The sequence below is a fragment of the Mycobacterium sp. ENV421 genome (genome assembly GCF_002887815.1).
GTDB lineage: Bacteria > Actinomycetota > Actinomycetes > Mycobacteriales > Mycobacteriaceae > Mycobacterium.
The window spans coordinates 56,026-65,065 of record NZ_PDHO01000028.1 but is presented as its reverse complement, the minus strand read 5'-3'; the positions used below and the strand labels follow the sequence as shown (position 1 = coordinate 65,065).

At 67.2% G+C, this 9,040-nt stretch carries 9 protein-coding genes; 3 read left to right on the top strand and 6 right to left on the bottom strand.

Annotated features, from left to right (window positions below; all coding sequences use genetic code 11):
• Positions 1 to 274: 274 nt before the first annotated feature.
• Positions 275 to 1,546, bottom strand: a complete 1,272-nt coding sequence (tyrS, locus tag CRM90_RS24180; protein WP_102809460.1) for a tyrosine--tRNA ligase — start codon at positions 1,544 to 1,546, stop codon at positions 275 to 277.
• Positions 1,547 to 1,573: 27 nt separating this feature from the next.
• Positions 1,574 to 2,188, bottom strand: a complete 615-nt coding sequence (locus tag CRM90_RS24175; RefSeq protein WP_102809459.1) for a DNA-3-methyladenine glycosylase — start codon at positions 2,186 to 2,188, stop codon at positions 1,574 to 1,576.
• Between the two features lie 59 nt (positions 2,189 to 2,247).
• Between CRM90_RS24175 and CRM90_RS24170 the strand changes: the two genes are divergently transcribed.
• The 3 genes from CRM90_RS24170 (at position 2,248) to CRM90_RS24160 (ending at position 4,390) form a co-directional block, all read left to right on the top strand.
• Positions 2,248 to 3,012, top strand: coding sequence for an ABC transporter ATP-binding protein (locus CRM90_RS24170; RefSeq protein ID WP_102809458.1), 765 nt, complete (start codon positions 2,248 to 2,250; stop codon positions 3,010 to 3,012).
• Positions 3,013 to 3,095: 83 nt separating this feature from the next.
• Positions 3,096 to 3,776, top strand: coding sequence for an ABC transporter permease (locus tag CRM90_RS24165; protein ID WP_502693313.1), 681 nt, complete (start codon positions 3,096 to 3,098; stop codon positions 3,774 to 3,776).
• Positions 3,773 to 4,390 carry a TetR/AcrR family transcriptional regulator gene (locus CRM90_RS24160; protein ID WP_102809457.1) on the top strand — a complete coding sequence of 206 codons (618 nt, stop codon included), beginning with the start codon at positions 3,773 to 3,775 and terminating at the stop codon, positions 4,388 to 4,390. Before CRM90_RS24165 ends, CRM90_RS24160 begins: the two co-directional genes overlap by 4 nt.
• A 3-nt stretch (positions 4,391 to 4,393) precedes the next feature.
• Here the strand turns inward: CRM90_RS24160 and CRM90_RS24155 are convergent, their stop codons facing one another.
• The 4 genes from CRM90_RS24155 to CRM90_RS24140 form a co-directional block, all read right to left on the bottom strand.
• Positions 4,394 to 5,206, bottom strand: coding sequence for a 1-acyl-sn-glycerol-3-phosphate acyltransferase (locus CRM90_RS24155; protein WP_102809456.1), 813 nt, complete (start codon positions 5,204 to 5,206; stop codon positions 4,394 to 4,396).
• 32 nt (positions 5,207 to 5,238) lie between these two features.
• Entirely contained in the window at positions 5,239 to 5,439 is a 201-nt protein-coding gene (locus tag CRM90_RS24150) for a Trm112 family protein (RefSeq protein WP_102809455.1), read from the bottom strand.
• 5 nt (positions 5,440 to 5,444) lie between these two features.
• Positions 5,445 to 5,996 carry a hypothetical protein gene (locus tag CRM90_RS24145; protein WP_102809454.1) on the bottom strand — a complete coding sequence of 184 codons (552 nt, stop codon included), beginning with the start codon at positions 5,994 to 5,996 and terminating at the stop codon, positions 5,445 to 5,447.
• 71 nt (positions 5,997 to 6,067) lie between these two features.
• Positions 6,068 to 9,013, bottom strand: a complete 2,946-nt coding sequence (locus tag CRM90_RS24140; RefSeq protein ID WP_233209488.1) for an acyl-CoA synthetase — start codon at positions 9,011 to 9,013, stop codon at positions 6,068 to 6,070.
• Positions 9,014 to 9,040: the final 27 nt, after the last annotated feature.

The window sequence follows — 9,040 nt, the reverse complement described above, 5'->3', positions numbered from 1 at the left end:
AAAAACAACAACAAACAAAAACCACCAAACACACTATTGAGTTCTCAAACAACACACCCCGGTCACCCACTCGACCGCGCAGTAATCCCGCGACCCGAAGGCCGCGTACATATAGTGCGGACAAGAGGAACAACCCTGTTGCCAGGTTTGATTCCCGGGAGGTCTTCGCGCTCTCCGGCTTGGCCGGGCCGCTCTGACTTGGAATAAGTTACAGACGAGCTAACGGCGAGTCAAATCGCCTGCTAGATCGGCGTTTCGCGCTCGCACCGAAGGTTCAAACCCGCTGTACCCCAGCGATATTCCGCTTCCCTCGGCGCAGCACCAACCAGCGCCCGTGCAGGAAGTGGGACGGTTGTGCCACCCAGTCCTCGCTGTCGATCTTCTCGTTGTTGACCGATACTCCCCCCTCGGCGATCGTGCGCTTGGCAGCACCCTTACTCGCCGACAGGCCGGTGGCCACCAACAGATCCACGATGCCGTCCGCACCGCCTGGGCCGAGCTCGGCCACCGTCGTCTCCCGCAACGCGGCGGACAGGGTCGGTTCATCAAGCCGGGATAGCTCGCCGCGGCCGAACAACGCCCGGGACGCGTGCTCGACGGCGTCAGTCGCAGCTTGGCCGTGCACCAACGTGGTCAGTTCTTGGGCCAGCCGCCGCTGTGCGGCGCGCTCATGGGGGCGTTCCGCGGTGGCCTGCGCGAGCTCGGCGAGGTCATCGGCAGACAGGAAGGTGAACCAGCGCAGGTACCGGATCACGTCGGCGTCGGCGGTATTGACGAAGTACTGATACCAGGCATAAGGGCTGGTCATCTCGGGATCCAGCCACAGGCTGCCGCCGCCGGTGGACTTACCGAACTTGGTTCCGTCCGCCGCGGTGACCAGCGGCACCGTCAACGCATGGACGCTCGCGCCCAGCGTCTGACGGGCCAGCCGCACCCCGGCGATGATGTTGCCCCACTGATCGGACCCACCGATCTGCAGTGAGCAGCCGTAGCGCCGGTGCAGTTCCACGTAGTCGTTGGCCTGCAGCAGCATGTAGCTGAATTCGGTGTACGAGATGCCGTCGCCGTCGAGCCGGCGACGGATCGTGTCGCGGTCGAGCATCACGTTCACCGAGAAGTGCTTGCCGACGTCGCGCAGGAAATCGATGGCGCTCAGCTGCGCGGTCCAATTCAGGTTGTTCTCCACGACCGCCCCGCTGGGTGACTCGTCGAAGTCGACGAAACGCTCCAGCTGGCCGCGGATACGCTCGGCCCACTGCGCGACGGTGTCGGTGGTGTTCATGGTCCGCTCGCCGGTGTCACGAGGATCACCGATCATCCCGGTGGCGCCGCCGGCCAGCACGATCGGCCGGTGTCCGGCCCGCTGGAATCGGCGAAGTGTGAGCAACGGCACCAGATTTCCCGCATGCAGGCTCGGCGCGGTCGGATCGAATCCGCAATACACCGTCATCGGGGGCTGCGTGGCTGCCGCGGCGAGCGCGTCGATGTCGGTCGACTGCGCAATCAGCTCCCGCCAGCCCAACTCGTCGAGAATCGTCGTGCTCATGCGTTGATCTTCCCGCATGGGATGCGGTCAGTCGCTCGCGCCCGGGATTGGCGCGCGCGGACTGCGACGGTAGGCCGACACCTCCGGACGTCCGGTGAGCCACAATCGCCACGGCCGATCGGCGGCCTGCGAGACCCCGACCCGCGGGCCGGCACTCTCCGGACCATCCCCGTCACCGAGCCGGACGATCACCGGCGACGCCGGATCGAAGACGTCGACCCCGTTGTCCGCCATCACGATGCCCAGCGCTGAACAGAGGTTGCCCGGACCGCGGGCCAGCGCAGCCGGGCGCACCGACGGGCCGCGACGGATCTGCGCCACGTCCAGACCCGACTCGATCGCCGCGGCCCGCACCAGCACCGCCGCCGCCGTGCCGTCGGGGCCGCACGACACGTTGGCGCAGACGTGGATGCCATGGCTTCGATACGTATAGAGGTGGCCTGGCGGGCCGAACATCACGTTGTTGCGGATACTCGGACCCCGGTATGAGTGGGCCGAGGCGTCCGGCCACGGGCCATCCGGCGGGCCGCCGTATGCCTCGACCTCAACGATCAGCGCGCTGACACCCCGGCAGCTGATCATCCCGCCGAGCAGCAGTCGCGCCGCCGAGACCGGATCCGTGTCCAGCTGATCGCCACCCATCGGACGAAATTCTGCCCCAGACCTTGACCGCCCCTGCGCCGGGGAGCATTATTCATCGTGTGATGAGTTCATCGGGTGATGAATTAATAGTCGACCGGGCCGAACCCGCCATTCGGGTCGAACATCTTCGCGTGGTGCGCGGTAAACGGGTCGCCCTGCACGACATCTCGGTGACGATCCCCCGCGGTTCGATCACCGGACTGCTCGGCCCGTCGGGCTGCGGCAAGACCACTCTGATGCGCAGCATCGTCGGCACCCAGATCGTCACGTCGGGAGCCGTGACCGTGCTCGGACTCCCGGCCGGCTCCCCCGCACTACGGCACCGGGTCGGCTACGTCACCCAGGATCCGACGATCTACAACGACCTCCGGGTCATCGACAACGTCCGCTACTTCGCCGCGCTGTACGGCGCCGCCCCCGCGGTGGCCGATCGCGCGGTCGACGACGTCGGACTGCGCGACCACGCCGCGGCCTACTGCGCGAACCTGTCCGGCGGACAGCGCGCCAGGGTGTCGCTGGCCTGCGCGCTGGTCTGTCAGCCCGACCTGCTGGTACTCGACGAGCCGACGGTCGGCCTTGATCCGGTGCTGCGCGTGGACCTGTGGGCCCAGTTCGATGAGCTGGCCCGGCGGGGCACCACCTTGCTGGTGTCCAGTCACGTGATGGACGAGGCCGACCACTGCGCGGGCCTGCTCCTCATGCGCGAAGGCCGACTGTTGGCCCAGACCACCCCCACCCGACTGCGAGAGGACACCGGATGCACGTCACTGGAGGAAGCGTTCCTGTCCATCATCAGGCACAGCACCGCAGCGTCAGCAAGCTGAGGCTCCGCGCTTATCTGGGCCCCTATCTGGCCACCACAGGCCGCATCCTGCGCCAACTGCGAGCCGATCATCGAAGTGTCGCAATGATTCTCGTGGTGCCCAGCGCGGTGATCGCGTTGATGTACTTCATGTTCGACGACGTGCCGAAGTTCCCTGGCGCGGTCTCGCCGTTCCAGACCGCATGCCTGATTCTGCTCGGACTGTTCCCGTTGTTCGTGATGTTCCTGATCACCTCGATCACCATGCAGCGCGAACGATCCTCGGGAACGTTGGAACGAATCCTGACCACCCCGCTGCGTCGGCTGGACCTGCTGGCCGCCTACGGCACGGCATTCTCGGTCGCGGCCGCCGCGCAGGCGATCCTGGCGTGCGTCGTCGCGTTCTGGCTGTTGGGGTTCGACACCTTGGGCAGCCCGGTCTGGGTGTTCGTCATCGCCGTCATCAACGCGGTGCTCGGTGTCGGCCTCGGTCTGCTGGCAAGCGCATTCGCGCGCACCGAATTTCAAGCCGTGCAGTTCATGCCGGTGGTCATCGTGCCCCAACTGCTGCTCGCCGGGATCATCGTGCCGCGCAATCAGATGCCGACCTGGCTGGAATGGATCAGCAACGCGATGCCCGCCAGCTACGCGTTGGAGGCCTTACAACAGGTCAACACCCACACCGACCTGACCGCAACCGCGGTCCGGGACATCATCGTGGTACTGGCTTTCGCGACGACGGCCATGGCTTTGGCCGCGGCCACCCTGCGGCGGCGCACCCCGTGACCGCCGAACCCCGGCGGAGCAAGCGGCCCGGACGCCCACCGGGCACGTCCGATACCCGCGAACGGATCCTGGCCAACGCGCGAGAACTGTTCGCCCGCAACGGTATCGACAAGACCTCGATCCGGTCGATCGCCGCGGCCGCCGGTGTCGACTCGGCCCTGGTGCACCACTACTTCGGCACCAAGGAACAACTGTTCGCGGCGGCGGTCAACATCCCGATCGACCCCATGGCGGTGCTGGTACCGCTGCGCGACACCCCGGTCGACGACCTCGGCCGCGTCCTGCCGTCGATCCTTCTGCCGCTGTGGGATTCGGAGATGGGCAACGGGCTGATCGCGACGATGCGGTCACTGCTGGCGGGCGCCGATGTGTCTCTCGTCCGCTCGTTCCTCCAGGAGATCGTCACAGCCGAAGTCGGGCGCCGAGTCGACAACCCACCGGGCACGGGACGATTGCGCGTCCAGTTCGTGGCCTCGCAGCTGGTCGGTGTGGTGATGGCGCGCTACATCATCGGGCTCGAGCCGTTCGCGTCACTGACACCGGAACAGATCAGCGACACCATCGCCCCCACATTGCAGCGCTACCTCACCGGCGAATTGCCTTCGCTGTACTGACCCTCAACCCAGGATGGGTAACCGCCGTTCGCGTGACAGCCGGTTCAGCGCCCGCTGCATCACCCGGCGCACATGGGTGTCGACCTCGTCGACATCCGGATGCCTCCCGAACGCCGCGGGATCCACCGGTTCGAGGACCTCCATCACGATTTTGGAGGGCAACGGCAGGTTCGGCGGGAAGGTGACAGTCAGCCCGAACGGGAGCCCGACCGTCGCCGGCAGCATGTCCATGCGAATCTTGTTGAGCCCCAATAGCTTCGCAAAGCGTGTCCCACGGCCGAGGAAGAACTGGGTCTCCTGGGCGCCGATCGAGACCATCGGCACGATCGGCACACCCGTTTCTATCGCGGTGCGCGCATAGCCGGTGCGGCCGTCGAAGTCGATCGCGTTCTGCCGTGTTGTGGGCCGGTAGGCGTCGTAGTCACCGCCAGGGAAGACCAGCACGACGGCCCCGGCGTCCAGTGCGGCCCTGGCCGCCTTCGGGCTGGCGTGCACAACACCCAGACGTGGCAGCAGCGGACCCCACGGCGCGATGAAGATTCCGTAGTGCGCCAGCGTGTACAGGGGCCGCTCATAACCGAACTCGGCATAGAACGCCGGCCCGAAGATCGGCACATCGGGTGTCAACATGCCCCCGGAGTGGTTGCACACCACCAGCGCGCCGCCCGACCGCGGCATCAACTCGAGTCCACGGACCTCGGCGCGAAAGTACAACCGCAACAACGGCCACATCCGGCCAAGCACGTGTCGCGTGAAGGAAGGATCCCAGTTGGCGAGTTCGCCATCCAACTGCTCGACGACGACGGCGTCCCCCATGGCGCAACGGTACGCCCGATTGCCCTGACGGGTTAGGACTCCGAGCGCGCCATCAGACGCTGATGCTCCTCGGGGCTGACGTCGACGGCCTCGTCGACCAGCAACACCGGGATGTCGTCATCGATGCGGTAGGCCTTGTGCAGCCGAGGGTTGTACAGAAGTTCGTCCACCAGCAGCAGCGGCCCGCGGTCGGCCGGGCACACCAGGATGTTCAACAGTTTCTGGTCGAGCATGTGGGCTACGGGCTCACAGCCGGAGGCGCCGCCGCCGGGGCCTGATTGCCGCCGATGGTCGGTGCGCCATCGCTGGGCATCTGGCCGGCACCCATCACGGCATTGTTCTGCTGTCGCTGCTGCGCCTGCTGCAGGAGCTGCATCTGGGCGAAGATCTTCTGCTGGTAACCCAACGTGTTCTGGAGCGCCTGGATCAGCGGTTTCTGATTGGGGCGGTACTGAAGCGCGTTCTGGATCTCAGCGATGTTCGTCCTCGACGGCTTGATGCCCTGTGCCCGCAGCTTCATCACCGATTTGATCAGATTGGACAACTGGCCGCCGCTGGCGCCCTGGTCGTAGTTCTGGTCGATGAACATCAGCAACTGGTCGGCACTCTGGAACTGCGGGACACCGTTGGCATCAGCTGTCGCCGGGGCCGTCGGGGTGGCCGGTGCGGTGCTCGGGTCAGCCAGCGCCTGCTGCGTGCCGACGCCGACCAGCAGCCCAGCGGCCAGGGCACCGATCGCCGTGCCGCGGACGGCGCGACGCCAGTGACGTGAAACGGTCTGGGTTGTCATGCATTCCTCCGACGCGTGGCGATCTGCGATTATCGGCGAGCCTAACAGCGCCGCGCGACCTGGGCAGAGGCTCAGTTCTCGGTGCCGCTCGAGTCAGCGGTACCGCAAAGCTGAGCGCGTGCCGCAGCCGTCAAACGCTTGTACTTCCCCGTATCGGGCTCCACATGCCAGGCGTTACGAGAAGCCTTCGGTATCCCGTCGGCGCGCAACGCCGACACCGTCGGACGGCACGTGGCGCTGAGCGGCATCTCCGGCACCACATGAACCACGTCGGGCGCCAGGCCGACGGGCATCGACGCGAACGCGTCGGTCAGGTCCGCGGTGGTCACGGCCATGCCGTCGCGCAGCGTGATCGCGGTGACAGCGATGACGCCGTCGGCCCCCTCGACGCTGTAGGTGGCGGCCAGGTCGACGGCGTTGATCCGGCCGACGGCGTCGGTGACCGATTCCGGAAACACGACGCCGCGTTCGGTTCGGATCAGCAGCGGGCGGTTGCCCAGCAGCCAGAAGTCGCCGTCGGCGTCGCGCCGGAACACGTACTCGGTGGAAATCCAGGTGTCCCCCGGGGCGAACACGCCGCGCTTGACAGAGGCGGTCGGGTCGATCGGTCCCCACGGCCGGGCCAGCAGCACACCGACCTCGTTGGGCTCAGCGACCGCGACGAATCCGCGGTCGTCCTCCAGGATCAGGTCGTCGTCGGCGTCGTAGGCAGCCAACTCGACCTGGCCGCCGCCGGGCAACGGGCGGCCCTTGCTGCCGATCTTGGCTCCGGCCACATTCGCCAGCACGGCCTGACCGTCGGTGGTGGCGAAGAACTCGACCACGTTGGCGGGGCTGAAGGCCTCGACGGTCCGCTGCCAGAGTCCCGGCGGCATACCCGAGCCGATGAACAGCCGCACCGGATGATTGCCGCGCAACCGGAAATCCGGGTCGTCGACAACGCTGCGCAGCATCGTCCAGGTGTAGGAGACGACGGTGACGCCGTACTGCCGGATCTCGGTGAGGAAGCGGTCCGGGTGCAGCCCGCGCGACAGCGCGATGCGGGTGCCGCCGACCACGGCGCCGCCGAGGCTGACCAACAACCCGGACTGGTGGTGCAGCGGAGTCAGGCAGTACACGGTGTCACCGCGGCCCAGCGCGGCGGCCGAGGCGGTGCCGAACGCGGACAACGCCCAGCGGTAGTTGGTGATCTGCTTGGGCACCAGCGCCCCGCCGACGGTGTTGAACGCGACGAACGCCAGGTCCCGCGCAAACCCCGGGTTGGGCCGGTACCACCCCGGCAGCGCCACGGCGTCCGGATCGATCTTCTCCATGTCGACGACGTTGCTGTCGTCGGGCAGATTCAGGTCGCGGGTCTCGCCGCCGCCGAGAACCAGCACCTGCACCGGGAGCTTGCAGGCCGCGTCGAGGTTGCCCGGGTCGGTGATGACCTCGCTGACGCCACCGATGCGGACCGCTTCGTCGAGGTCGGCGTCCGGCGGCATCAGCACCGCGACCGCACCGAGGCGGGACAACGCGGCGATCGCCACCAGCGCCGACGGCCGGGTGTCCATCAGGACACCGACCCGTACGCCCTGACGCACGCCGACCGAGATCAGGCCGCGGACAACGTTGTTGATCCGTCGGTTCACCGCCTCGTAGGTGTGCACCCGCCCGTCGTACAACAGGAACTCACCGTTGGGCGCGCCGTCGGCCTGCTCGTCGATGATGCGGCCGAGCGAGATTCTGGTGTGGTCGTTGATCTGGCCCAGCCGGGTCAGGCGCGGCAGCGTGCGGGCGGTCTCGACCGCGAGCGTGCGCATCGACTTCCTGGTGTTCACCACCGCCCCGGCCGCACCGCGCGCCAACGACCAGGCGACTTCCGACGCCTCGGCAACGCCGTGCATCAGCCGCGCGGACAGCGCCACCCCGGACTCGTCCGGCTCGGCGTCGCTGTCCTGCATGGGCGCGATCGCGGCGGGCCGGGAATCCTGCCCGGACAGCCAGCGCACCCAGTCCGCCACCGTCGGCCACGTCGCCGTCGCCGCCTTGGATCCGACCACCAGACCGAAGTGGCCGGCCCGGATCATCACCTCGTAGACGTCGGCGCCGGGGGCGGCGCGCTTGATGCCGCGCACCGAGGCGGGCTGACCGATGTCGTCGACCTCACCGACGAACGCCAGCACCGGGCAGGTGATATCGGACAACGTCACCAGCTGACCGTTGATGTTGAACCCGCCCGACATCATCCGGTTGTGCGAGATGAACTGCTTGAGCAGCTCGGAAACCGCGGGGCCCGACCAGGCGATCCAGCCTTCGGAATCCAGGAAGCGCCGCTGCTGCTCGCGCGGCAGCAGCGCGTCGCGGTCATGCAGCTGGCGCAGGAAGTCGATGCGGGCCTTCGCCGTCTTGAGCGGGTCGAGCATCTGAAAACCGGTGCGGGCCAACCATCCCGGAACGTCGATGCGGTTGAACACGTGGTCGGCCATGAAGTCCGCGGCCACCGCACCGATGTTGGGCGGGATCCCCATCGGCAGCGCAGCCAGGGTGTCGACCGGGGAGCCGAATGCAACGATGCTGGCGATGTCCTTGGTCCGCCGGTAGGCGGCGGTCTGGTAGCAGAACATGCCGCCCTGCGAATAGCCCGCCAGATGGACGCTCTGACCGGTGGATTCCTTGACAGTGTCGATGGCCTCGCTGAGCGCGACGATGTGGTCGGTGAGGTTGCGTTCCATGCCACCCTCGACCTCGTCGGGTGAGCCGAAGTCGATCACCCACGGGTCGAGGCCCGCCTCGTGCAGGATGCCGACAGCGCCGTCCTCCCGGGTGACGTCCCACATGTTCGCCGACATCATCATCGGGTGGACCATGAGCACCGGCGGGCCCGCGGGCCGCTGGCCGGGCCTGCTGTCCGGCGGAAAGTAGCGCCGGAGCTTGTACATCGGCTTGCTCTCGACGATCTGGAACGGTGACGGCACCGCCCCGGTTTCCAGACCCCCCAGCCGCAGTACCTCGAAACCGTTCTGCGCCGTCGCCATCAGGCGCTCCACAGGCCTGGTGACCGC